Origin of the sequence: Halobacillus rhizosphaerae, assembly GCF_046719735.1 — a bacterium.
GTDB classification, from domain to species: domain Bacteria; phylum Bacillota; class Bacilli; order Bacillales; family Halobacillaceae; genus Halobacillus_B; species Halobacillus_B rhizosphaerae.
The window spans coordinates 763,026-787,397 of the sequence record NZ_JAUTWQ010000001.1 but is presented as its reverse complement, the minus strand read 5'-3'; the positions used below and the strand labels follow the sequence as shown (position 1 = coordinate 787,397).

Annotated in this window: 25 protein-coding genes; 20 read left to right on the top strand and 5 right to left on the bottom strand. The window is 41.6% G+C overall.

Features of this window, described 5'->3' with window-relative positions:
• Window positions 1–148: 148 nt before the first annotated feature.
• The 6 genes from sirA (at window position 149) to Q7A53_RS04040 (ending at window position 3,235) form a co-directional block, all read left to right on the top strand.
• Window positions 149–574: a sporulation inhibitor of replication protein SirA gene (gene sirA / locus Q7A53_RS04065; RefSeq protein WP_411787821.1), complete on the top strand. Its 426-nt coding sequence runs from the start codon at window positions 149–151 to the stop codon at window positions 572–574.
• A 74-nt stretch (window positions 575–648) separates the two neighbouring features.
• A complete protein-coding gene (locus Q7A53_RS04060; RefSeq protein WP_411787820.1) occupies window positions 649–873 on the top strand; it encodes a YneF family protein in 225 nt (74 codons plus the stop codon).
• A gap of 269 nt (window positions 874–1,142) precedes the next feature.
• Window positions 1,143–1,847 (top strand): cytochrome c biogenesis CcdA family protein, encoded by a 705-nt coding sequence (locus Q7A53_RS04055; protein ID WP_411787819.1) that lies wholly within the window; start codon window positions 1,143–1,145, stop codon window positions 1,845–1,847.
• Window positions 1,848–1,912: 65 nt separating this feature from the next.
• Window positions 1,913–2,341 carry a Na(+)/H(+) antiporter subunit B gene (locus Q7A53_RS04050; RefSeq protein ID WP_411787818.1) on the top strand — a complete coding sequence of 143 codons (429 nt, stop codon included), beginning with the start codon at window positions 1,913–1,915 and terminating at the stop codon, window positions 2,339–2,341.
• An 18-nt stretch (window positions 2,342–2,359) separates the two neighbouring features.
• Entirely contained in the window at window positions 2,360–2,725 is a 366-nt protein-coding gene (locus Q7A53_RS04045; RefSeq protein ID WP_411787817.1) for a response regulator, read from the top strand.
• Window positions 2,726–2,752: 27 nt separating this feature from the next.
• Window positions 2,753–3,235, top strand: a complete 483-nt coding sequence (locus Q7A53_RS04040) for a CcdC family protein (protein WP_411787816.1) — start codon at window positions 2,753–2,755, stop codon at window positions 3,233–3,235.
• A gap of 73 nt (window positions 3,236–3,308) precedes the next feature.
• Here Q7A53_RS04040 and Q7A53_RS04035 read toward each other — a convergent pair whose 3' ends face one another.
• On the bottom strand, window positions 3,309–3,743 hold the full coding sequence (locus Q7A53_RS04035; RefSeq protein WP_411787815.1) for a DUF2621 domain-containing protein: 435 nt from the start codon (window positions 3,741–3,743) through the stop codon (window positions 3,309–3,311).
• 288 nt (window positions 3,744–4,031) lie between these two features.
• Between Q7A53_RS04035 and acnA the strand changes: the two genes are divergently transcribed.
• From acnA to Q7A53_RS04000, 7 genes are all read left to right on the top strand, one after another.
• Window positions 4,032–6,737 (top strand): aconitate hydratase AcnA, encoded by a 2,706-nt coding sequence (acnA, locus tag Q7A53_RS04030; RefSeq protein ID WP_411787814.1) that lies wholly within the window; start codon window positions 4,032–4,034, stop codon window positions 6,735–6,737.
• A 188-nt stretch (window positions 6,738–6,925) separates the two neighbouring features.
• On the top strand, window positions 6,926–7,498 hold the full coding sequence (locus Q7A53_RS04025; protein WP_411787813.1) for a TlpA disulfide reductase family protein: 573 nt from the start codon (window positions 6,926–6,928) through the stop codon (window positions 7,496–7,498).
• Between the two features lie 52 nt (window positions 7,499–7,550).
• A complete protein-coding gene (locus Q7A53_RS04020; RefSeq protein WP_411787812.1) occupies window positions 7,551–7,694 on the top strand; it encodes an FbpB family small basic protein in 144 nt (47 codons plus the stop codon).
• Between the two features lie 98 nt (window positions 7,695–7,792).
• Complete coding sequence (gene tlp, locus Q7A53_RS04015; protein ID WP_411787811.1) at window positions 7,793–8,011, top strand: small acid-soluble spore protein Tlp; 219 nt, start codon at window positions 7,793–7,795, stop codon at window positions 8,009–8,011.
• A 328-nt stretch (window positions 8,012–8,339) separates the two neighbouring features.
• Window positions 8,340–10,598 (top strand): AAA family ATPase, encoded by a 2,259-nt coding sequence (locus Q7A53_RS04010; RefSeq protein ID WP_411787810.1) that lies wholly within the window; start codon window positions 8,340–8,342, stop codon window positions 10,596–10,598.
• 2 nt (window positions 10,599–10,600) lie between these two features.
• Complete coding sequence (locus Q7A53_RS04005; RefSeq protein WP_411787809.1) at window positions 10,601–11,026, top strand: acyl-CoA thioesterase; 426 nt, start codon at window positions 10,601–10,603, stop codon at window positions 11,024–11,026.
• Window positions 11,026–11,337, top strand: a complete 312-nt coding sequence (locus tag Q7A53_RS04000) for a hypothetical protein (RefSeq protein ID WP_411787808.1) — start codon at window positions 11,026–11,028, stop codon at window positions 11,335–11,337. The genes Q7A53_RS04005 and Q7A53_RS04000 overlap by 1 nt, the downstream gene beginning before the upstream one ends.
• Window positions 11,338–11,495: 158 nt before the next feature.
• Here the strand turns inward: Q7A53_RS04000 and Q7A53_RS03995 are convergent, their stop codons facing one another.
• The 4 genes from Q7A53_RS03995 to plsY form a co-directional block, all read right to left on the bottom strand.
• Window positions 11,496–11,789 carry a HesB/YadR/YfhF family protein gene (locus Q7A53_RS03995; RefSeq protein WP_411787807.1) on the bottom strand — a complete coding sequence of 98 codons (294 nt, stop codon included), beginning with the start codon at window positions 11,787–11,789 and terminating at the stop codon, window positions 11,496–11,498.
• A 107-nt stretch (window positions 11,790–11,896) separates the two neighbouring features.
• Window positions 11,897–12,124, bottom strand: a complete 228-nt coding sequence (gene yidD / locus Q7A53_RS03990) for a membrane protein insertion efficiency factor YidD (RefSeq protein ID WP_411787862.1) — start codon at window positions 12,122–12,124, stop codon at window positions 11,897–11,899.
• A gap of 10 nt (window positions 12,125–12,134) precedes the next feature.
• Window positions 12,135–13,070 (bottom strand): GTP cyclohydrolase FolE2, encoded by a 936-nt coding sequence (folE2, locus tag Q7A53_RS03985; protein ID WP_411787806.1) that lies wholly within the window; start codon window positions 13,068–13,070, stop codon window positions 12,135–12,137.
• A gap of 192 nt (window positions 13,071–13,262) precedes the next feature.
• Window positions 13,263–13,844, bottom strand: coding sequence for a glycerol-3-phosphate 1-O-acyltransferase PlsY (gene plsY / locus Q7A53_RS03980; protein ID WP_411787805.1), 582 nt, complete (start codon window positions 13,842–13,844; stop codon window positions 13,263–13,265).
• Window positions 13,845–13,996: 152 nt separating this feature from the next.
• Between plsY and Q7A53_RS03975 the strand changes: the two genes are divergently transcribed.
• From Q7A53_RS03975 to Q7A53_RS03945, 7 genes are all read left to right on the top strand, one after another.
• On the top strand, window positions 13,997–15,715 hold the full coding sequence (locus Q7A53_RS03975; RefSeq protein ID WP_411787804.1) for a glycosyl hydrolase family 18 protein: 1,719 nt from the start codon (window positions 13,997–13,999) through the stop codon (window positions 15,713–15,715).
• Window positions 15,716–15,833: 118 nt separating this feature from the next.
• Window positions 15,834–16,901 (top strand): ABC transporter ATP-binding protein, encoded by a 1,068-nt coding sequence (locus Q7A53_RS03970; protein WP_411787803.1) that lies wholly within the window; start codon window positions 15,834–15,836, stop codon window positions 16,899–16,901.
• On the top strand, window positions 16,898–18,424 hold the full coding sequence (locus Q7A53_RS03965; protein WP_411787802.1) for an ABC transporter permease/substrate-binding protein: 1,527 nt from the start codon (window positions 16,898–16,900) through the stop codon (window positions 18,422–18,424). The genes Q7A53_RS03970 and Q7A53_RS03965 overlap by 4 nt, the downstream gene beginning before the upstream one ends.
• 11 nt (window positions 18,425–18,435) lie before the next feature.
• Entirely contained in the window at window positions 18,436–18,849 is a 414-nt protein-coding gene (locus tag Q7A53_RS03960) for a CoA-binding protein (RefSeq protein ID WP_411787801.1), read from the top strand.
• A 194-nt stretch (window positions 18,850–19,043) separates the two neighbouring features.
• On the top strand, window positions 19,044–20,999 hold the full coding sequence (parE, locus tag Q7A53_RS03955) for a DNA topoisomerase IV subunit B (protein ID WP_411787800.1): 1,956 nt from the start codon (window positions 19,044–19,046) through the stop codon (window positions 20,997–20,999).
• 15 nt (window positions 21,000–21,014) lie between these two features.
• Window positions 21,015–23,474, top strand: coding sequence for a DNA topoisomerase IV subunit A (parC, locus tag Q7A53_RS03950; RefSeq protein ID WP_411787799.1), 2,460 nt, complete (start codon window positions 21,015–21,017; stop codon window positions 23,472–23,474).
• Window positions 23,475–23,679: 205 nt separating this feature from the next.
• Window positions 23,680–24,312, top strand: coding sequence for a TetR/AcrR family transcriptional regulator (locus Q7A53_RS03945; protein WP_411787798.1), 633 nt, complete (start codon window positions 23,680–23,682; stop codon window positions 24,310–24,312).
• Window positions 24,313–24,372: the final 60 nt, after the last annotated feature.

The following is a 24,372-nucleotide window of genomic DNA, read 5'->3' as shown; positions in this document are numbered from 1 at the left end:
TAAGCTGCTGCTGTACTAGCAGCAGCTTGATTTAATTTTAGAATAGTTCACCGGGAATCTATGACAAAAATCGAAATTACTGAACGTGAAGAAATGACATCCTTCGCTTCCCTAAGCCGTTATACTACGACTCAAGGGGGGATTAAGGATGCACTTTGCTATTTTTGCTGTGAAGCCAGAAGTCAGTGTCAGCTATTATTATAAAGTTGAAATGATGAAACGTTTTCTGCTGGAATGTCTCCGTTTTCCACAATCGGAGGTCCATCAAAAGCAGCTGGAATATATAACTGATGCTTTTCCTTACATAGATTGGCTGAATCAGAGAAAGAACATGAATGTTAGTGAGAAAAATGATAGGTTTGTAAGGTTTCCTTTTTCGGATGAAGAGGGCAATTATGGTATAATAAAGTATAAGAATAATAGCTGTTTCTTTCAGTGTAGTAGTCTCTGTCAGGCAGACCGTATGATCTTTCAGCCCTTAAGAATGTCCCATAAATCCTTTTATATTCTGGAGAAGAACGGGGATCATTATGGCTGGATATCATCTCTAGCTCGTCAGCGATTATTATTGTAAAATGCCCTATTGTATTCAGAAGAGCATTTTACTATACTGTTATGGGATACAACACGAAGGAGGAAGACGAATCAATGACACTGGGGATTGTATGGGTGATCATCATTGCTATTTTAGCTCTTGTCGGTGGTGTAGCTTTAGGCTTTTTCATCGCAAGAAGATACATGATGAACTATTTAAAGAAAAACCCGCCAATTAATGAACAAATGCTGCGCACATTAATGATGCAGATGGGGCAGAAACCATCGCAGAAAAAGATAAATCAGATGATGCGTTCTATGAACAACCAAATGAAATAATTATTTCTGTAAAAAGCCTTCTTTCAATAATAGAAAGAAGGCTTTTTTCTAGTAGTAAATAGGTACACTCTTGAAAACAGATTATATTTCTGCCTGAAGACTTGAAAGATTGAGGTGGGGGAAACCTGCTTTTATTCTAAATGAAATAACCAGTATTAGAGAATGGTATTGTAATCCGCCAGACAGTTAAAGATTCATCAATGTGTCATCGTTTTTTATAACTGGGTTTGATACAATAGTATCTAGCAATTCGTTTGGAGGAAGAAATCATGACTGACGTGAACATTTTTATCGCCTTCGGGGCAGGTTTTTTATCTTTTATTTCTCCCTGTGTGCTTCCTCTGTACCCTGCTTTTCTTTCTTACATAACAGGAATGAGTGTGAGTGAATTACGGGGAGATAATGGGATGCTGAATCGAAAAAGTCTTGCCCATACGATTCTCTTTCTGCTTGGTTTTACGACGATTTTTATTATTCTGGGCTTTTCGGGATCCTTGCTCTCACAATTTTTCATAAGAAATGAAGATTTGATCCGGCAGCTCGGTTCCATCATTATTATTTTCTTTGGTTTTGTCATTATTGGTGTGTTTAATTTCTCATTTTTAATGAGAGATCGTAAAATTGCCTTTAAAAATCGTCCGGCAGGATTTATAGGGTCATTTTTGATTGGGTTAACCTTTTCGCTGGGGTGGACGCCATGTACAGGACCGATCCTCTCTGCGGTATTGGTTCTTGCTGCAGACCGTCCCAATTTATTTATGCTGATGATGGTATCCTATTCTTTAGGGTTTTCTGTGCCTTTTCTCATTCTTTCATTCTTTATTGGAAAAATGACCTGGATTAAACGGAATAGCGGTATCATTGTGAAAATAGGCGGCTATGTAATGATTGTCATGGGAGTAGCCCTCTATTTTGACTGGATGACGAAGTTAACCTCTTATTTAGTTAACTGGTTTGGTTTTCAAGGTTTCTAACCGTGGATTTTAACCGTGCTTTATATTATGATGAAAATATCGACACTAATCAAAGGAGCATCTATATGGCCCGCACGAATGACATAATACTACGTACAACTACAACTTTGATTGCATTTATTCTTTTTGGGTTCTCCATCTATTTATTTCTGGCCGGTCATAATGCCCCAGGAGGAGGATTTATAGGCGGGCTGATGACCTCAGCTGCGATTGTTCTCATGTATATGGCTTATGGCTTTCAATCCATGCAGAAGGTTCTTCCTGTGAACTACCGCTATCTAATCCCTGTAGGGCTGTTGATTGCCTTAACTACTGGCATAGGCTCATTTGTTTTTGGTCAGCCTTTTTTAAGTCATACTTTTGCTTATTTTCATCTTCCTGTCCTGGGAAGAACAGAACTTGCAACTGCTTTAATGTTTGATCTTGGCGTTTATATAACGGTTATCGGTGTGACAATGACGATCATTCTATCGATCGCAAATGATCGTGATTAAGGAGCAGGGGGAGCAGTTATGGCGAGAATTTTAATTGTGGATGATGCTAAGTTTATGAGGATGACGCTGACCGCCATTTTACAAAATGGAAATCATGAAGTGGTGGGAGAAGCGGAAAATGGAGAAGAAGCTGTAGCTAAGTTTCATCAATTAAAACCAGACTTAATTACGATGGATATTACGATGCCTGAAAAAAGCGGAATCGAAGCATTAACAGAAATCAAAGCTCATTCAGCGGATGCTCGGATTGTCATGTGTTCGGCAATGGGACAGCAGAAAATGATTGTCGAAGCCATTGAACGCGGCGCCAAAGATTTTATTGTAAAGCCTTTTGACGAAAATAGAGTTCTTGATGCCGTTGAGCGAGTCTTAAATCAACCGTGAATGGGCTAAAAGAAAGAGTGAATGGATATGTATTGGTTAATTGCAAGCACAATTCTGGCAGCCGGAATGGCTACGGGAATGATTTTCATCCGGCTGCGGGCAGCTAAACGCCCGGCGAGTATTAAGAAAATTGTTTTACCGCCGATTTTTATGAGCACAGGAGCCTTCATGTTTCTCTTACCGGAATTCAGAGTCGCTTGGAGTCAAGTAGCTGAAGCTCTCGTTGTGGGAATTATATTTTCCATCTTTCTCATTCGGACTTCACGTTTTGAAATGAGAGGGGACCAGATTTATTTGAAGCCTTCCAAGGGGTTTGTCTTTATTTTGGCGGGGCTGCTTGTGATAAGGATTATACTAAAAGTCATAATTGGTCAGAATGAGACTCTGGCTGAAACGAGCGGGATGTTCTTCCTGCTTGCCTTTGGGATGATTGTTTCCTGGCGCATAGCAATGCTCAAACAGTTTCTGCAGCTTGATCGGAAAAGGCATACTTCAGATGCCAATGCATGAATATTAGAAAAGGCCGGGGTGGTTAGACCCCGGCCTCTTTCGATTCGTCCGAATTAGTTAAGCAGAACGAGCACTATGAGGTTTGATCAAACAATGGCTGATAAGGTGCAAGATCAATTTTCTTCTCTTCAAGCTTCTTTATCAGAAACTTATGATCTCGCTTAGGTGTAGCCAGAATGTAGCCTTCGATAATGACTTCTTGTGTAATTTTCTTTTGTTTCTTTTCGAGCGCTACCTGCCCGATGCGTCCGGCGATTTTCTGACGTGCGATATCTCTAAATAATTCCGGCACCGGGGACACCAGCTCTTCCAGTAAGTCTTTCTGATCCTGTTTCCACATATGTCTGGTCAGCTCAATATAATGTTCTTCCCAGTCGATGATGGACTTTCCATCTTCTTTCGGCAAACGCTTCAAAAACTTACGGAACATAAAGAAACCGCCTATACTCATTAAGCCTACCATGATGATGACCCAGGTAATGATAAACAGGGAAAATCCGAGAGACATTTTGTAATCACCTTGTTTCATTTTCTAAGTATGATTGATTAGGTTAATTATAAAAGGTTGCTTTAAGAAATACAACCTGTGTTTACTTTTAGGTCAGCATAGTTCGCCGTTTAGTAATAACTGAATAATTAAAAATCTGCTTAATTGTTTTACTTCTAAATTCTTTTGTTTTACAATAATAGTTGCAGATTTGTGTCCTTTTTTGTTGAAAGGAGCAAATGAACAATTGGGGAATGGGGAAGCCTGTCGGGCTCGCCATTTAATTTTGATGAGGGGGTAAAAGGAAACATGGCTAGCAATGCATATAATGCTCGCAAACAATTTGACCTTAATGGCCAAACGTACAACTATTACGACTTGAAAGCCTTAGAAGAAGCGGGACATGGAAAGATCTCCCGTCTGCCTTTCTCTATCCGTATTCTGCTCGAATCTCTGCTTCGTCAGCACGACGGACGTGTGATTAAAGATGAACACGTGGAGAGTTTAGCAAATTGGGGAACTAGTAAATCAGCAGGGGAAGATGTTCCATTTAAACCTTCCCGGGTAATTCTGCAGGATTTCACAGGTGTACCCGCAGTAGTTGACCTTGCTTCACTTAGAAAAGCTATGGTCGATATGGGAGGCAGCCCGGATAAAATTAATCCTGAAGTCCCTGTGGATCTGGTTATTGACCACTCCGTACAGGTGGATAAATATGGCACACCTGATGCACTGAGAGCTAACATGGAACTTGAATTTGAACGAAATCAAGAGCGTTATGAATTTTTACACTGGGCTCAAAAAGCCTTTGATAATTACCGTGCAGTTCCACCTGCAACAGGTATTGTTCACCAGGTGAACCTTGAATATATTGCAAATGTAGTTCATTCAAATAAAACGGATGATGGTTCTGTAGATACTTATCCAGATACATTAGTAGGTACTGACTCACATACGACTATGATTAATGGTCTTGGAGTACTTGGGTGGGGTGTAGGCGGTATTGAAGCCGAAGCAGGAATGTTAGGTCAGCCTTCTTATTTCCCTGCTCCAGAAGTTATAGGTGTGAAATTAAACGGAAGCTTCCCTCAAGGAACTACCGCAACAGACTTAGCGCTAAAAGTGACTCAAAAACTTCGTGAGCAAAACGTAGTTGGGAAGTTTGTTGAATTCTTCGGACCAGGCTTACAGGAAATGCCGCTGGCAGATCGTGCAACGATCTCCAACATGGCTCCAGAATATGGTGCTACATGTGGTTTCTTCCCAGTAGATGGGGAATCTTTAGAATATATGCGTCTAACTGGCCGCAGTGAAGAGCAGATTAAATTGGTAGAAACATACTGTAAAGAAAATAATCTTTGGTATGATCCATCCTTTGAAGATCCAGATTTCACGAAACTGGTCGAAATCGATCTTGAAGAGTTGGAACCAAATTTATCTGGACCGAAACGTCCTCAAGATTTGATTCCGCTTTCTCAGATGAAGAAATCCTTTAACAAAGCGATTACAGGCCCTGCCGGTAATCACGGCTTTGGACTGGATAAAGCTGAATTTGATAAAGAAGCAGAAGTAGAATTCTCTAACGGAGATAAAGCAGTTATGAAGACAGGTGCACTTGCGATCGCTGCTATTACTTCTTGTACAAATACTTCGAACCCGCATGTAATGCTGGGCGCAGGACTTGTAGCTAAGAAAGCCGTTGAGAAAGGTTTAAACGTACCATCCTATGTGAAAACTTCTTTGGCTCCAGGATCTAAAGTAGTTACTCGCTATCTTGAAGATTCAGGCTTAATGGAGTATCTAAACAAACTTGGCTTTAACTTGGTCGGTTATGGCTGTACAACATGTATCGGTAACTCCGGTCCTTTACTTCCTGAAATTGAAAAAGCAATTGCTGATAATGATTTAACAGCATCATCAGTACTTTCAGGTAACCGTAACTTCGAAGGCCGTATTCACCCGCTTGTGAAAGCAAACTATTTGGCATCACCGCCATTAGTGGTAGCTTACGCATTAGCTGGAACAGTGGATATTGATCTGAAAACAGAGCCTATTGGCAAGGATATGTCCGGAGATCCAATTTACTTTGATGATATCTGGCCGACTCAGGAAGAAATCAAGCAGGAGATTTCAAACTCTGTTACTCCAGAGATCTTCCGTAAAGAGTATGAAAACGTATTTAATTCCAACAAGGAATGGAATGAAATTAATACAACGGATGAGCCATTGTATGACTGGAACGATAATTCTACGTACATTCAAAACCCACCATTCTTTGAGGGGCTTTCAAGCGAACCTGAAGAAGTCAAGCCGCTTAACGGCATGCGTGTAGTAGGTAAATTTGGTGATTCCGTTACGACAGACCACATCTCACCTGCAGGAGCTATCCCGAAAGACATGCCTGCCGGCGAATATTTACAGGAAAACGGTGTAAGTCCGCGAAACTTTAATTCTTATGGTTCACGCCGTGGTAACCACGAAGTGATGATGCGCGGTACGTTTGCAAATATTCGTATTCGTAACCAATTAGCGCCTGGAACAGAAGGTGGATTTACCACTTACTGGCCAACTGAAGAAGTAATGCCGATCTATACAGCGGCAATGAAGTATCAGCAGGACAATACCCCGCTTCTCGTAATTGCTGGAGATGACTATGGTATGGGAAGCTCCCGTGACTGGGCTGCTAAAGGAACGGACTTACTGGGAATTAAAACGGTTATTGCTCAAAGCTTTGAGCGGATCCACCGTTCTAACCTAGTCATGATGGGTGTTCTTCCGCTTCAATTTAAAGAAGGAGACACCATCGAATCTCTTGGACTTACTGGACGCGAAACGTTCGACGTTCAAGTAGATGAATCTGTACAACCTCATGATTTAGTGAAGGTTACGGCTACCGACGAAGAAGGCAGCAAGAAAGAATTTGATGTTGTCGCTCGTTTTGATAGTGAAGTTGAAGTTGATTACTACCGTCATGGTGGAATTCTTCAAATGGTCTTGCGTAACAAATTAAGCTAAGTATGATTAAAAAACCGCCTTTTATGGCGGTTTTTTTAATTTTATTTACGCTTTTCTTTACAAAAGCGTGTTTTATTATATAAAGTAAAACATAGACTATCCTATATAAATCTTGTACATATTTTGATGATCTTATTAGAGAAAGGGGCGAGTAAATCATCGTCAAGAAGGTCCTTGCAGGAGCAGTGATGCTTGTCTTAATTGGAATGCTTGTGGTAACTGTCGCTGACTATAAAAAAGACCAGCAGAAAAAAGAGGATGTAACTGCGGAAATATCCAACTCCGAGTCGAATCAGGACGGGACGATGATGGTCGCCCCTAACGCCCCGAGAGAGCTTAAAACTGGGGAAAAAGCACCTGATTTCACTTTGGAAACTTTAAACGGAGACTCCATAACTTTAGATGACTTAAAAGGGAAAAAGGTTTTTCTGAATTTCTGGGCGACCTGGTGTCCCCCTTGTCAGGAAGAAATGCCGGAGCTGGAAACGTTCTATCAAGACTTCGGAGATGAGGTTGAGATTGTGGCGGTTAATGCCACTGGAAGCGAAAAAGGTGTTGCAGAGGTAAACAAATATATGAAGGAACACCATTATCATTTTCCTGTTGTGTTAGATAAAGAACTAAAAGTCAATGATCTTTACCAGGCGCTTACGATTCCGACTACTTATTTTATTGGGACGGATGGCAGAATACAGCTGCCTAAAATAGTTGGTCCAATGACTTATGATGTTATGGTCAAAATGAAGGAATCGCTGGAATAGGAATATTTTGCTTATCTCTTGGGAATGCTTATTCTTAAAAGGAGAGATTCTCATGAGAAAAAGGCAATCCTTAACGTTTAATGAGCGTGTGCAGGCGAATATTAAAAGTATAGAAGAAGACCAAAAACTACTAGATGAAATTGATGACCGCATTGAAAAGCGTCATAAGGACAGATTAGAACAAATTCCATCCTAAAAAAGATGGAATTTGTTTTTTTGTATAAGGTTTTTTTCATTGGGAAACGTAAGGGAGGACTTCCGACAAGTCCGAATCGATTTTAAAGGAGAATTTTAATGGGGCGGAACATGCCGAAACCAGACAACCGCAAGGATAACGTTGACCGTTTACAGGAGAACGTAGCAAATACCATTGAAAATATCGAAGCTTCTCATGAATCACTAGAGTTTGCTAATGAAACGGAACAACAGCAAATTAAAGAAAAGAACAAACGGCGCGAACAATCTATTGAAGGTATGCGTCAAGAAATTAAAGATGAAGCCAAAAATCAATAAAACCAACATTAAATGGAAAAGGATGGGATGAAAGCATTCCATTCAGTAGCAAACCCGGACCTTTAACTTTGTATGGTTCGGGTTTGCTTTATTTTGCAATAAATAAAAGCACGGTTTACCAATCGGCTTCCTGAGAGAGTAAACTATTCTCGTGCAGGGTTCTCGGTTCGTGGAGTTTCCGTAGTATGCAGACAGCATTTCCGGCCGCAAGAATAAAGAACGGGATCCTTGGCGGGAGTTCGTCCGCCTGTTCAGGGCTTGTTCTTCTACATATAAAACGGATTATGATAAAATGGGAAACGTTGATAGGAAAGGACGTGAGGAAGCAATGTGGGATTTTATTAAAGAATGGAACAGCTTGGATGAAGCACCTCCGATATCCGAAGTGGAAGCGCTGCGTTATTTAAATGACTCCGAGATTAATGATAAAGAATTGAAAGCCCTCTTATATGCATCCCTTGCCTATCACCGAATTAAGCGTCACCCTGATCAAGATTCCCTATCTGATCAGTTTATAGATGAGGCAAGAGTGATGAATGATAACCATAAAGTAGTGAACGAAATTTATGAATCTAAGCAGCTCATGCAGGCCTATACTTTACTAAAGAATACACCTATTGAGCAATGGGTGATGCATGAAACTGACCATGATTCAGCGAAAGCTAAAAAGGCACGCTCTATTCAACAAGACCTTCTTAAACTGAAGGAGCAATGGGACAACTCCCTAGCTGAAAAAGAAGTAATGGAAACTTCCAGCAGATTGCAGATCTATAAAGAAGTATACGAACAATTAACTGAACTGCAGACAGTCATGGAAAATGCAATTTCAACAATTGAAAAAAGGAGAATTCTTGTTCCGGTAAAGGAAATAAATGAAATGGCCAGACGGTTATCCGATTCACAGGATGAATTATACAAACGTCTGCCATCCTTTTTAACAGAAAGTGCTCGGGAAAATCCTTTAGAAGTCTTTGAACAGATGGTGGGACTTACCGATGTGAAAACTTATATTACGCGCTACTACCATTTTCTAAAGTATCAGCAGCAGCGCAGAAATTTCGGTTTTTCGATGGTAGATGAACCTGGTCTTCATATGATAATGACGGGAAATCCCGGCACGGGAAAGACGACGATGGCCCGTTTATTAGCGGATATCTACTATGAACTCGGTATTTTAGATACTAAAGAGGTCGTGGAGGTAAACCGTTCCCATTTGGTCGGATCCTATGTAGGTCAAAGTGAAGAAAATACGATGGACTACGTTAAACAAGCAATTGGCGGTGTCCTTTTTATAGATGAAGCCTACAGCTTGAGAAGAGACGGACAAACAGGGAACGACTATGGACAAGCAGTTATAGATACACTCGTTTCAGCGATGACGAGTAAAGAATTTGGTGGAAAATTCGCGGTGATACTAGCGGGTTATCCAGAGGAAATGCGCCAGTTTCTATGGTCCAACCCTGGGCTGCGAAGTCGTTTCCCAGAACAAAATCATATTGAGCTTCCTGATTATGGAATGGATGAGCTTATTACGATTGCTGAACAAACCGCTATTGAAAATGATTTCTTTTTCACAAAACAAGCGATTAATGATTTTTCAACTTTAATTGACAAAGAAAGAGTGGATGATTCATTTGGCAATGCACGCACTGTGAAAAACCTGGTCATGAAAACGATTTTTCATAAAGGGGCTTCAGAAGCTGAAAGAGATAAACATCACTGGCTCGATCATATGAGGATCGATCAGCAAGATGTGAATTGGGAAGCAGAAGCGGAATTATCAGACGGTACACCGATGGAAAGACTGGATGAGCTAATTGGCTTGGGAAATGTAAAATCAGAAGTGAAGAAACTATCTTCGTTTGTAAGAGCTCAGCAAGCCAGGAAAGAAGAAGGATACCCTGTTGTTCCTATCCAGCTTCATTCAATATTTTCCGGGAATCCGGGAACAGGAAAGACTACCGTAGCTTCTATCTATTCTGATGTACTGAAGAATTGTGGTTTGTTAAAGCGCGGCCACATGGTGGTCGTATCAAGAAGTGATCTTGTCGCTGGTTATGTCGGTCAAACCGCGATTAAAACAAAGCGGAAAATTCGTGAAGCACTTGGCGGTGTGTTGTTTATTGATGAAGCCTACTCCCTTTATAATGGAGGCAGAGACGATTTTGGCAAAGAGGCAATTGAAACCCTGGTCGATGAAATGACGAAGCATAATGAAAATCTAGTCATCATATTAGCTGGCTACCAGTATGAAATGGAACAACTAGTCGAAAGTAATCCGGGACTTGCCTCCAGGTTTAAAAAATATTTTTATTTTCCCGATTATAATGAAGAGGAACTGTTAGCTATGACCAGCCACCAATCCGAAAAATACGGCTATCAACTGAATGAAGCTTGTCGGACCTTCTTACTCGGCAAATTTAAAGATCATCGAATTCGAGGTAACGGACGATTCGTAGATAATCTAGTAAATGAGGCCATCCAGTATCAGTCCATTAGAGTAGTCTCAAATGATTTAGAAGACATGAACCAGCTGATCGAATTGGACATGGAGAAGGCGTGGCATGCTTTAAGAAGGGAGCGCTAATAATGAAAGTAACAGAAACCCCTATAAAAGTAAGGTATCAGGAGACAGATATGATGGGTGTGGTTTATCATGCGAACTATTTAGTGTGGTTTGAAATGGGCAGAACTGATTTTATTGAAGGACTGGGCTTTAAATATTATGAGATTGAAAATCAGGGCGTCGTATCGCCGGTTGTGGATGCTACGGTTCAATTTAAAACACCGGTCAGGTATGGGGAAGATGTCCACGTTCTCACTTGGTTAGAGGCGTATGACGGGCTTCGAATTACGTACGGGTATAAAGTGGTTCACGAGTCCGGAGATATCGCTGTGACGGGGCAGACGCAGCATGTGATCGTCAAGAAGGAATCGTTCCGGCCCCTCTCCATCCGAAGAAGTTTCCCAGATTGGCATAAGGCGTATTTAAATGCTATGGAGTCTGATCAATAATGGCATTTGGATTAAAAAGAGAAGAACTTGTCAGGTGGAAGAAAAACGTAAAAAAAGGTGAAATTGCTTTCTTAACTCATTTTTGGATTGATGACCGCTTCCCCGGCTGTGATACAGTGACGAAGGTAGGCTGTGCCGATCTTAAAAAACTGACCGCCTGGGGAAGAACCTACGGATTAGAACCGAACTGGATCCATAACGATCCCCGTTTCCCACATTTTGATTTATTTGGCCCTCGCCAAGTTGATATATTAAAAAAAGAGAACCAATGGGATCAAATTGAAAGGTTTTCTTTAAATAAAAAAGTCTGATACATGTTTCTGACTCTATGGACAGATTAACTAGTCTGCCCCGCTGAAAAAGCTGACATCCTTATACTCAAAAAACCCGAACCTATGTACATCAAAGGTTCGGGTTTTTTGATGAAGTTTTTACGCACACTTTTTCAGGTATAGTTAGCTCTCTGCCATTAGCCGTCATTTTTTTCATAGTTAAAATTGGGCTCCTGCCACGTTTCATCAAAATCTACGGTCAGCGAATGACTGTCAAAATACCAGCTATCTTCCTCTTCAATAAAGTAATCGATCGACCCTGCTCTCTTTATTGCCACTGGATTTTCAGGTTTTTCTATTTTGATGGCAAGAGAGAATCCAGGCTGTAATCCAGAACCTCCGTAGCGCACATAAAATCGAAGCGATGTATCTTCTATTTCTAACTCATTCTCATACCACTGAGCTGCTTTATCCGTTACGTTTAATTCCATAAGGTTCTCTCCTTTCAGTACTTGGTGTCTGCTTTCTATTCCCTTTAGCTGTCGTGGGGTAAACGAATAAGTAGGAAAATAAAATTCCGGACGGCGAGCGCCCGGAATTAAGAATTGCGTTTCTTCTCAGGAACAGGATCAAATCCTCCTGAATGGAAGGGATGACATTTGCCAATACGTTTGATCGTTAAATAGAGGCCTTTGAAAAATCCGAACCTCTGAAATGCTTCTAATCCATAGGCAGAGCAAGTAGGCTGAAACCTGCACGAAGGCGGGAAAAAAGGGCTGATTGCTTTACGGTAAAACTGGATCATAGCGATCATTACATATTTCATAGTCAATCCCTTACTCTCCTCGTTCGTCTTTTTTATCATAACGCAAAACAGCGGCAGCATCGTGAAGATGAATGGACTCTTCATTTCTGCAGGTAACCTCAAAGGATTCCACAAATTCGTATTCATAAAGATCTGCTGCTACCAGCCGAACAATATCTTCTACGAAACGCGGATTCTCGTACGCTTGCTCGGTGACCATTTTTTCATCGGGACGTTTTAGAACTGGGTGAATTCTCGCGCTGGCATTACTCTCCGCGGCTTCTAACAGGGCAGCTTTCCAATCTATGTCTTGTTCATTAAAATCATCGGTCAACTTCACTTTCATCGTCACATTACCACGTTGGTTGTGGGCGCTGTATTCACTTATTTCCTTTGAACATGGGCATAGGGTGGTAATTTTTCCGGTGAGAGTCACCGAAACATCATATCCTTTTTCTTCCTCATAGTTCACACTGATTGAAGCGTCGGCGTGATTCATTCCAGTTAGGTCAGAATAGGGACCTTTTCGTTCAAAAAACCATGGGAAGCTGACTTCTACACATGCATCTGACTGTTTTAAGCGGCCGGCTAATTCTGCTGTGAAGTCTTTCAGTGTGGCGACATCTATGGCAAATCCTTCATGATGGTATTTATCAAGCTGTTCCGTAAAGCGGCTCATGTTCGTTCCTTTGCTTCCTTTTTTAATGGATGATCCAAAAGTAAAGGTACCAATCGTGGTCTGGATTTCGGGTGTCAGCTGACTTGGGATTCGGATCGGGTGCTTCACATTAGAAATCCCTACCAGATCAATATCAAAGAGAAAGTCTTTTCTTGAATTTTGAAGGTCTGCCATTTTGTCTTTATCCACGGGTTTCGTTCTAGGGCCTGGATCTACAGAGCCGAATAATTTATGGCGCTCTTTCTTGGAAGGTAATTGTTTTTGGTTATTTAATTCAGTTTGGTTCATAGCAAGGTCTCCTTTCAGGCCTTCTTATACGTCAAAGTATACAATATGTAGGGCGATTTATACAATTTATTGCTTTTCTAATGGGCTTACATACATGCATGTTTTAGCATGTCTTGAAGAGAATGAGTTTATCCGCTTTTCATCAAATAAGCCAATGACAGCAGACTTGTCATTGGCAGAAGATCTATTCCTTTACATCCAGGTGATTTTCGGCTCTGTTTTGTTGATGATCCTCTTAATATTCGTACTGTGCCTGTATATGACGAATAAAGTCATTACAGATACCACAATGGTTAATCCATACTCTTGCTGAAGAAGTGTAACAATTACAGTAACGATCCCTGTAATCATTGAAGCAAGTGACACGTATTTACTTAAATAAAGCATAAGAAAGAATGTGCCGATAGCAATGATAAATAAGATGGGATTGACGGCTAACACAACCCCTCCAGAAGTTGCTACGGCTTTTCCTCCTTTAAACCTTGCAAATACAGGATACATATGACCGACAACTGCGAATAATCCTATGATAAGAATGATAACATCTGCTCCAAATAGAAGCGGCAGGAGGGTGGCCAGGGTCCCTTTTAAGATATCAGCACTAGTAACGAGCATACCTGCTTTGATTCCAAGAACACGAAACGTATTCGTTCCTCCTAGATTTCCGCTGCCATGTTCGCGAATATCCTTACCGTAACCGATCTTACCGACAATCAGCCCCGATGGAATAGAACCTAATAAATAGGCAATCACTCCAAAAATTATATATTCCATAACGCACAACTCCTTAAAGTCTTTTACTAGTTTTATTTTATCATGCCAGAGGGTTGTAAAGAACTAGATATACCGTGAATTCTCTTTAACCAACTCAGTTATTCATTTCCTTCTTTTGCAAATTTCGCTATTATGTAGCCAGGAGGGAATCTATGAAAAACAACCATTTACACAAAAAAAAGAAGAAGATTAAACGATCCCTCATTGCTGTAATCCTTACTATAGCAGGAATTACTGCTATTCTGTGCTTTAAACTCTATCCTTTTGATTCTCAGACTAAGATTGATTATTTTAAGCACACGCATACGATTTTATTGAATGATCGATTGCAAGGTGATTATAGAGCAAAGATGCTGGATCAAAAGATTTATGTACCTTTTTCGTTTATCAAACAGAAGATCGACTCTCACATCATTTATGATAAAGCTTCCCAGGCTGTTGTGGTCACCACTCCTCAGCAATTGTATCAGCTGCCTGCCAATAAGCGCTATTATTATAAGAATCGCAAGAAATCTCCTTTAAATTTTCCAGCTTTTAAAGAAATAAATGGCAACCTATTGATTTCTACCGCGTGGCTGGAAGATGTGTATTCATTAAAAGTAAATTATAAGTCGAATACGGGAGCTTTGTTTGTCTATCGGGATGGGTATGAGCAAGAAAAAGCTGTACTGAAGAAGGAAGTGACCACTCCCTGGAAACGGCTTAGACAAAGATCAACCGTGACATCTCCTTATTATATCAATTTGAAAGCGGGTGACAAGGTCTTTGTTATCGACCAGAATGGATCCTATTTCAAAGTCCGTACAGACAGCGGGTATGGTGGATACATATCAAGGAAAGTCCTTACCAAGAAAGGAGTAACGACTATTAACGTGAAGACTGCAGGTATCAACCATCCAAAATTGAAAAGACCAGCCTCTCCTTTCCACTTAGTGTGGGATGGGATTTACGTCAAGGGGGCGAATCCTGCCAAGTTAGCCAATCTCCCTGGAGTTAGCGTCTATTCCCCCACATGGTTTACCTTGCAAAATAGTAAAGGTGACATTGGAAATATTGCTTCTAAATCCTACGTGCAGCAAGCCCATGATCATAATGGTCTAGTGTGGGCATTGTTTTCCAATGCGTTTGATCCTGATTTGAGCGCTAAAGTGCTGCCTTCATTTTCGAAAAGACAGAAAATGATCAGTCAGCTGCTGCATTTTGCGACGAGGTATAAACTAGATGGAATAAATTTAGATTTCGAAAACGTCTATGAGGAAAACGGAGCTGATTTCACTCAGTTTGTCAGAGAATTGACTCCTTTAGCCCACCAGGCAGGCCTCACTGTTTCACTTAACGTCACTTTTCAATCCACGAGTGGGCAGTGGTCAAAATTCTATAACCGCAAAGAGCTTGCAAAAGCAGCAGACTATGTGATGGTGATGAGCTACGATGAACATTGGGCAAACTCACAGGAGGCAGGCAGTGTCGCCGGTCTATCATGGGTTGAGAGTAATTTACAGCGACTCTTAGATGAAGTGCCTTCAAGTAAGCTTCTTCTGGGAGTTCCGTTATACACTCGCTTATGGATAGAAGATCCAAACAAAACCGATGAACCGAAGATGAGCTCTACATCTATGTCTATGGATGAAGCAAGAAGTTGGGTTGAGAAACACCATTTAACACCAAAAATAGACCAGGATTCCGGACAGCATTATGTGGAAACAACAAGTAATGGAAAGATCTACCGTATGTGGCTGGAGGATGAAACTTCTCTGCATAAACGCATTTCATTGGTGGATAAATATCACCTAGCTGGTTTGGCTTCGTGGAGTAAACGGTTTGGCAGTCATAATATTTGGGAGAAAATAAAAACAGACCTCCGTAACTAAATGGTACGGAGATGAAGCAGGTCTTCTGTGGAGACGAACAAATGTTTCTGAATAGGTTTGATGAGCCACTAAATTGGGAATATATCAATGATTTATTTAAAGATACAGGGGGAAGGCAATGATCACTTTTAAAAATGTAACCAAGACTTATCCTGATGGGACTACGGCGCTTAAAGCCATTGATCTTCAGGTGAAAGAAGGAGAACTACTCACCTTAATCGGTCCAAGTGGATGCGGAAAGACTACTACCATGAAGATGATTAACCGGCTGATCCATCCAACAGAAGGGACAATCACGATACATAACAAGGATATTCGGGACTACAATATACATGAACTTCGCTGGAATATTGGTTATGTATTACAAGAAATTGCGCTCTTTCCGCATATGACAGTGGAAGAGAATATTTCCATTGTACCCGAAATGAAAAAGTGGAAGAAGAAAGACCTCTCCAAGCGCATTGACGAACTCATGCATATGGTGGGACTTGATCCCGATAAGCACCGCAAAAGAAAACCAAGTGAACTCTCCGGCGGTCAGCAGCAAAGAGTGGGTGTCATTAGAGCCTTGGCCGCTGATCCTGATATTATCCTCATGGATGAACCCTTCAGCGCTCTTGATCCAATCAGCCGCGAACAACTGCAGAAAGATATTCGAAATCTTCAGCAGGAAATCCAGAAAACAATTGTGTTTGTGACTCATGATATGGATGAAGCCATGGCGCTTGGTGATCGGGTGTGCTTAATGAAAGAAGGAGAAATTATCCAATTAGATACGCCGCAAAATCTAATTCTGCACCCGGCAAATGCTTTTGTTAAAGATTTCATCGGTGGCAGGAAATCACCGTGGCAGACAGCCGTCGATGTGATGATGGATCAAACTGAAAATCAAGTCTATACGGAAGAGGATTTTGCCAATCACCAGGTTCCATCCAGGGGGACTTACGCCTTGAAGAATTCGGCGGGCACTTATAGCAGCGCTGTTCATGAAGGAGAGAAGATTAATCTTCCAGCCCTGGACAATGGAATGACTTTGAAGGAAGCGATGACCGTATTTGAACAGCATGATTATCCCTTGCTGCCAGTTGTGAAAAGAGACGAATTAATTGGCACCCTTTCTTATAAAGATATGGTTTATTACCTCAAAGAGAATGTTCGAACAGAAAATGGGGTGGTTCAGTCGTGAATGAATTTCTGGACGTCTTTCAACAGCGGCAGGATGTATTATTAGAAAAAATTTGGGAACACTTGCAAATATCAATCATTGCCCTGGTCATTGCGACATTAATTTCGGTTCCGCTCGGGCTTCTTCTCACCCGTAAGCAGAAGGTTGCCGAGCCAATAATCGGTCTGACAGCCATCCTTCAAACGATCCCGAGTCTTGCTGTTCTGGCGTTTTTAATTCCTCTCTTCGGAATTGGACAGACTCCGGCAGTCATTGCGCTAACCGCGTACGGACTCCTGCCCATTCTCCGTAATACGTACACCGGAATTAAAGAAGTGAATCCGGCATTGAAAGAAGCGGCTACCGGGATGGGAATGAGTTCATTCCGCCGGTTATCAAGAGTAGAACTGCCGCTTGCTATGCCGGTAATTATGGCAGGAATCAGGACGTCTATGGTTCTCATAGTCGGCACAACGACCATAGCTGCGTTAATCGGCGCCGGCGGTTTGGGGGATTTGATTCTGCTCGGTCTCGACCGAGGAGGAGATATTAATCTCATCTTATTAGGTGCTATACCCGCTGCGTTACTAGCAATTGTATTAGATGTTATTCTTCGTATGTTTGAACGAACCTCTGCAAAATCAGGTTTTCGTTCGCTTGTCAGTCTGTTAGTCATCGCTGCCTTAATAGCCGTTGGCCCGCTTGCATTCGGAGGAAAAGCGAAAAACGACCTGGTATTAGGAGCGAAATTAGGCTCTGAACCAGCGATTTTGATTAATATGTATAAGCTTTTAATTGAAGATCAAACAGACCTGTCTGTCGGGTTAAAGCCTAATTTAGGCAAGACAGACTTAGTCTTCAGCGCTTTACAGGAAGGTAGTATTGATATTTACCCGGAATTTACCGGAACCGCTATCGTGTCTCTGCTTGACCAGCAGGCAAATAGCAACCAGCCGGAAGAGGTTTACAAGCAGGCCGAAAAAGGGATGGCTGAAAAGTACGACATGGCATTTCTTCAGCCTATGAAATATAACAATACCTATGCGGTCGCCACAACGCAAGAACTTGCTGACAAATATAACTTGAAGTCAATCGGGGATTTAAAAGCGGTAGAAGATCAAATCACTGCAGGATTCACGCTGGAATTTAAGGATCGCCAGGATGGCTATCAAGGTATGAAAAAAGTATATAATCTGGATCTTGGCACCGTGAAAACGATGGATCCAGGGCTTAGACAAGGAGCGATTTCTAAAGGGGATGTGGATGTCATCGATGCTTATGCCACTGCCGGATACATGGTAGATCTGGATTTAAAAGTATTGGACGATCCAAAACATTTATTCCCGCCGTACCAGGGAGCTCCGCTTATGCGTAAAGAAACCTTAGACAAATATCCGGAAATAAAAGATGTGTTAAACCAGCTGGGCGGAAAAATTAACGGGGACAAGATGCGTGAAATGAATTATGAAGTCGATTTTGAAGATCGGGACCCAGAAGCGGTTGCCCGGGAGTTTTTAGAGAAAGAAGGATTACTAAATAACTAGGAGGCAAAAGGATGTCTTTTCAAAACCCGACGCAAGAGCAAATTAAGAAGTTGTTGAATGAATCGAAAACGATCGCAGTGATCGGTCTGTCAGATAATCCTGGACGGACATCTTACCAAGTAAGCCAGGCGATGCAGGAGGCCGGTTATCGGATTATTCCTGTGAACCCTACCATTCAGGAATCACTTGGCGAGAAAGCGTATGCTTCGATTTCAGAGGTAAAAGAACCCATCGATATTATTAACGTTTTCCGCCGGCCGGAGCACTTGCCGGAGATTGCCAAGGAATGTAAAGGGGTGAAGGCTAAAGCCTTCTGGGGTCAGCAAGGAGTTATCCACCCCGAAGCTTATGAGCAATTAAAAGACTCAGATATGCTCGTAATCATGGATATGTGCATTAAAGTTGCTCAAGCAATTCTACGCTGAAAAATGAAAATTCTTTTTTAAAAATCCCTGTGAGAACAGGGGTTTTTCATTTTCAAAAATAGAATTGTGTTTGCGTCTTGGGATAAAACCGCTACAATATAACAAGCAATGTTTTTATTCGAACGTTTACAGTTGCGAACATTTGTTCTATTATAGAAGTAGCTGGTGTCGATCTGAAAGGAGCCGATGGAAAATTGTCAAAACAACAACAAACGTACTCAGATGATTCCATACAAGTACTTGAAGGATTGGAGGCCGTACGGAAACGGCCGGGGATGTATATCGGGTCCACGGACCACAGAGGTCTCCATCATTTGGTTTATGAAATTGTAGATAACGCAGTAGATGAAGCTTTAGCTGGATTCGGAGAACAAATGACCGTAACGCTGCACAAAGATGGAAGTGTTTCCATTCAGGATGAAGGAAGAGGGATGCCGACAGGAATGCACAAAACCGGCAAGCCTACACCTGAAGTTATTCTCACTGTTCTGCATGCAGGCGGTAAATTCGGTCAGGGCGGTTATAAATCAAGCGGAGGGCTGCACGGAGTTGGAGCTTCTGTAGTGAATGCTCTTTCTGAATGGCTGGAGGTTCACATCTGCCGTAATGGAGAGAAGTTCTACCAGCGATTTGAGCATGGCGGTCGTCCCGTTACTTCTCTTGAACATAAAGGAAATACGAGAAAGTCAGGTACGACTGTTCGATTTAAACCGGATCCAACCATTTTTTCTGTCACGAAGTACAACTTTGAGACGCTCTCGGAACGGCTTCGCGAAGCGGCCTTTTTGTTAAAAGGGTTTCGCATTAACTTAGTAGATGAACGGGACGAGTATGCAAAGGAATCCTATCAGTATAATGACGGGGTTGAATCTTTTGTTGCGTATCTTAATGAGGAAAAAGATACCCTTCACCCGGTCGTTTCTTTTGAAGGAAGAAATTCAGATATTGAAGTGGATTTTGCCTTTCAATTTAACGATGGATTTGCAGAAAGCATGTTATCGTTTGTGAATAACGTCCGTACAAGGGATGGAGGCACCCATGAATCCGGAGCTAAAACAGCAATTACACGGATTTTCAATGATTATGCAAGACGAACGCAAATGTTAAAAGAAAAGGATAAAAATCTTGAAGGAAATGATATCCGAGAAGGGTTTACATCGATAATCTCAGTACGTATTCCCGAAGAATTTCTTCAATTTGAAGGTCAGACTAAAAGTAAGCTGGGAACCTCTGAAGCTAGGTCAGCGGTTGATGCTGTAGTGGCTGAGCAGCTGTCCTATTTCCTGGAGGAAAACCCAGATATAGCTTCCATGCTTATAAAGAAAGCGATTAAAGCAAAAGAAGCCCGGGAAGCCGCACGTAAAGCCCGTGAGGATGCCCGTTCCGGTAAAAAGAAAAAACGGAAAGACTCACTTTTAAGTGGAAAGCTGACACCTGCCCAGTCAAGAAATCCGGACAAAAATGAACTTTACTTAGTTGAGGGAGACTCAGCAGGAGGTTCAGCTAAACAAGGAAGAGACCGGAAGTTTCAGGCCGTGTTACCGCTGCGAGGAAAAGTGATCAATACTGAAAAAGCTAAAATAGCTGATATCTTTAAAAATGAAGAAATTTCTACGATCATTCATACCATTGGAGCAGGGGTGGCCGGCGATTTTACGCTGGAGGACTGCAATTATGATAAGATCGTGATCATGACCGATGCGGATACAGATGGAGCACACATACAGGTTCTGCTGCTCACCTTTTTTTACCGGTACATGAGACCGCTTGTCGAAGCAGGAAAAGTTTTTATTGCCCTTCCGCCTTTATATAAAGTTTCTAAAGGAAAAGGAAAGAAAGAGAAAACGGAGTATGCCTGGGATGATGAAGGCATGCAGAAAATTCTTAAGGAATTTAAATCTGGTTATATGATTCAACGATATAAAGGTTTAGGCGAGATGAATGCGGATCAGCTGTGGGAAACCACGATGAATCCAGAATCTCGTACTCTCATACGTGTGACGATAGATGATCTTGCACGTGTAGAACGCCGGGTAACGACACTGATGGGTGACAAAGTAGAACCTCGCCGTAAATGGATTGAATCCCACGTTGCTTTTGGTCTAGAAGAGGAAGCAAACATTTTAGAAAACGACAAAATTCAGACATAAAAGGGGGATATTCTGTTGGCTGAGGCAGAAAAGTATTTAGATTTACCTTTGGAAGAAGTATTAGGAGACCGTTTTGGACGCTATAGTAAATATATAATCCAGGAAAGAGCTCTCCCTGATATTAGAGACGGACTGAAGCCGGTGCAGCGAAGAATATTATTTGCGATGCATCAGGAGAAAAATACACATGATAAAGCGTACCGGAAATCGGCGAAAACGGTCGGTACCGTTATTGGGAATTACCATCCCCATGGAGACACGTCTGTGTACGATGCGATGGTCCGTTTAAGCCAAACGTGGAAAGTCAGAAAAACACTCGTAGAAATGCATGGTAATAACGGGAGTGTGGATGGAGATCCACCAGCTGCTATGCGTTACACGGAAGCACGGCTGTCAAGCATTTCTTCTGAGTTATTAAGAGATATTGAAAAAGAAACCGTAGAATTTATACCCAACTTTGATGACACGATTCAAGAGCCGACGGTTTTGCCGGCAAAATTTCCGAATCTGCTGGTTAATGGATCGACGGGTATTTCGGCAGGCTATGCGACAGAGATCCCTCCGCATAATATAGGGGAAGTGATCGATGCTGTAATTATGAAAATTGATAAACCTGCAGCTACTGTTCCAGAACTTATGACGAAAATTTTGGGTCCGGACTTTTCCACTGGAGGCACCATTCAAGGGATAGATGGGATTCGGAAAGCTTATGAAAGCGGCAAAGGGAAGATTGTATTGAGAGGACGGGCAGAAATTCAACAGGTCCGTGGCGGCAGAGAACAGATCGTCATAGATGAAATTCCCTTTGAAGTAAACAAAGCTTCCATGGTGAAGCGGATGGATGAATTAAGAATAGACCGGAAAGTTGAAGGGATTTCAGAAGTACGCGATGAAACCGACCGTACTGGACTCCGGGTCGTTATAGAGCTAAAGAAAGATGCGAATAGTGAAGGTGTGCTGAATTACTTGTATAAGCATACAGATCTACAGATTTCCTATAACTTTAATATGGTCGCCATTCACGAGCGGACTCCTAAACTATTAAGCTTGCCGATGATCCTTGATGCCTATATTCAGCATCAACGTGATGTTGTAACCCGGCAGGCGAAGTATGATTTAAATAAAGCAAGAAAGCGCGCTCATATTGTGGAAGGACTTATTAAAGCTATTTCCATTCTAGATGAAGTGATCGCTACTATTCGTGGTTCGAAAGATAAACAGGATGCAAAGCAGCAGCTGATTGCTCAATATGATTTTACTGAAGAACAGTCTGAAGCAATTGTTACCTTGCAGCTTTATAGGTTAACAAATACAGACATTACGCTGCTTCAAAAGGAAGCGGATGAACTGAAGAAGCAAATTGATGATTTAGAAAAGCTTCTGAACAGTGAAAATGAACTGATGAAAGTTATTAAAGCTGATCTTCGTTCGATGAAGAAACAATATAATGACGATCGTCAGACTAAAATCGAAGATAAAGTGGAAGAACTGAAGGTCGATTTAGAAGTAACTGTAGCAAGTGAAGATGTCCTGGTATCGGTCACCAAGGACGGTTATGTTAAGCGGACAAGCTTAAGATCCTATGCTGCTTCCAACGGCGAAGACTTAGCCATCAAAGACCGCGATCATATCTTGCGGTTGTTTGAAATGAATACGAAAGATACAGTTCTGCTGTTTACCAACCTGGGTAAATACTTGTATCTGCCAGTCCATAAACTGCCGGATATCAGGTGGAAGGATCTCGGGCAGCACGTGGCTAACATTGTGCAGCTTGAAAAGGAAGAATTCTTTGTTGAAGCTCTGCCCATTAGAGAATTTGAGGACGATCAATTCTTATTATTCTTTACGAAAAATGGCATGGTGAAGAAAAGTGAACTGTCCCTGTACAAAGCGCAGAGACATTCTAAATCCCTTGTGGCCATAAATTTAAAAGGCGATGATGAGGTAGTCGATGTGCACCGTACTTATGGAAATTCTTCTATTTTCATGGCCTCCAGCAAAGCTTACGGCCTCTGGTATCATGAGGATGAAGTAAAACCGGTCGGCCAGAGAGCAGCTGGCGTGAAAGCGATCACTCTGAAAGAAGGGGAAGCTGTTGTTTCCGGTCAGGTTTTCGATCCGGCAAAGGACCCTTCCATTCTTATTACGACTCACCGTGCGGCAGTTAAGCGCATGAGATTGAAGGAATTTGAGGCAACTTCTCGGGCGAAACGCGGAGTGGTCATGCTAAGAGAACTCAAATCGAATCCGCATAAGCTCATCGATCTTCACTTAGTCCAAAGTGACGAGCAAGTGATCATTAAATCTGCGGGCGACAAGACGATAACCGTTCGACCGATGGATTTTAAAGCGAATGATAGATACAGCAACGGATCTTATGTCATGGATACCGAACAATCAGGCGAAGTTACAGAAGCCTGGGTTAAACCGCAATATGAGAAACCGTTTGAGCATTTGAATGAGAATAAAGACTAAGAACGAAAAGCAGCCTTATGTCCATGGTGACATAAGGCTGCTTCTTTTATGATTTCATGGTCTTTTTTCACGATCCATTATAAATAAAAAACATAAATGGCCACTTATGACGTATAGGGAAAGAGTTTTCCTTATACTTATTCTGTTTGTTTTTTCTGAAAACTGTGATAAAATGAACATGTATTCAGCAGATAGGGGATGATGTATGGCGGAGTTAAAGAATACTATAATTCGGACGTCCCTTGAATTATTCGATGAATATGGATTTCACGGGGTAACGGTCAATCAGATTGTGGCCGCTTCAAATACCTCGAAAGGCGGCTTTTATCATCATTTTCACTCGAAGGATGAGCTTCTATTTGTCATTCACGACACGTTTATTACATACGTATTGAAGGAAGCGAAGTCGGCTGACAGAGTGCATACTTCACCCGTTAATAAAATCCAGGCGATTATCCAGGCATTTGTGCAGGTATTTGATCTGTATAAACCTCATATTGCTGTTTTTTATCAGGAGAGTAATTATTTAAAGCCTGAATATGAAGTACTGATTAAGCGGAAACGTGATGAGTTCAAGCAGCTGATTTTTGCTGTTATTAACGAAGGACAGGAGGCAGGTTATTTTCGCAAAGAACTGCCGACAGAAATCACAGGGATGGCGATCCTCGGTATGGTAAACTGGATTTATAAGTGGTATAAGCGATCAGGCACTTATTCCATTGATGAAATTGCAGATGTTTTTGTGGACTTAGTTCTGCATTCGCTGTTACCGGTCCAAATGGAAGACGAATATTTTCGTCAAATGCTGCAAGTTCCTTTTTTTTACGAAAGTAAGTAAACGCTTTCATTTTATTTTTGCCGTACACCGACCAACCAGTCGGTCTCAGAGATTAAAGGA